The following is a 1,072-nucleotide window of genomic DNA, read 5'->3' on the forward strand; positions in this document are numbered from 1 at the left end:
GGGGCGCAGGCGGTTGCCGGCAGGGCAGACATAGCTGTCGTCGCCCAGGTCATAGCGGAAATCTGCCCGCGCGAAGGTGCCGTCGCGGCGGGCAGACTTGTCGAACACGGGGATGTGCGGGTGGATGTCGCGCTCGTGGACGAGCCACGCCAGCATCTCGGCCGAGCCATAACCGGTGTCCGCCGCCAGCCGTTCGGGCCAGACGCCGAAGCGGTCCTGCACGCGCTCGATCATCCGTTTGCAGGCGGTCACCTCGGCCTGCCGGATCGCAGTGCTCGGCTCCACGTCCATGATGACGGCATGGTCGAGATCGATGAGGTAGTTGGTCGAGTAGGCGTAATAGGCTTGCCCGCCATGCGCGCAGGTCCAGCGCGACGCCGGATCCGCCGGTGCCAGAAACTTCGGCACCACCGGCGTGGCCGCCCCGAATGCGGCATCGTCGAGGACGGCAAGATACTCGCGAACGGCACGCGTGTCGGCGTCGGGCGGCAGGCCGTCGCTTCCCGGGCCGCCAGTCTGACGATTGGCATCGGCCCGGATCAGGCTCGCATCGACGGCGAAGCCCTCGCCACCGACCAGCCCCTCGGCCATGCAGCGTTCGACCGTCGTTTCGAACAGTCGGCGCAGCAGGTCGCTGTCGCGAAAGCGGCCATGGCGGTTCTTCGAGAAGGTAGAGTGGTCGGGCACGTCGCCCTCCAGCCCGAGCCGGCAGAACCAGCGATAGGCCAGGTTCAGATGCACCTCGTCGCACAACCGACGCTCGGAACGGATCCCCATGCAGTAGCCGATGATGAGCATGCGGATCATCAGCTCGGGGTCGATCGATGGCCGTCCCATCTCGCTGTAGAACGGCTTCAGATGCTCGCGCACGCCCGACAGGTCCACGAACCGGTCAATCGAACGCAGCATGTGGTCCGCCGGCACATGCCGCTCCAGACTGAAGCTGTAGAACAGCGCTTCCTGCGCTACCGTCCGCTCGCCCATCATCGGCCCGTCTCCGCTCACCTCGCGAAGATTGAATCAGACCGCCGACACCACTGCAAGGCCGACTTTTTCAACACAATCGCCCACT

General features: G+C 66.0%; 1 protein-coding gene. It reads right to left on the reverse strand.

The annotated features are described in order from the left end of the window. On the reverse strand, positions 1-987 hold a 987-nt coding region (locus ASE89_RS09415), incomplete at its 3' end, for an IS5/IS1182 family transposase (RefSeq protein WP_056676652.1). Positions 988-1,072: the final 85 nt, after the last annotated feature.

Origin of the sequence: Sphingomonas sp. Leaf30 (assembly GCF_001422525.1) — a bacterium.
Taxonomy (GTDB): domain Bacteria; phylum Pseudomonadota; class Alphaproteobacteria; order Sphingomonadales; family Sphingomonadaceae; genus Sphingomonas; species Sphingomonas aerolata.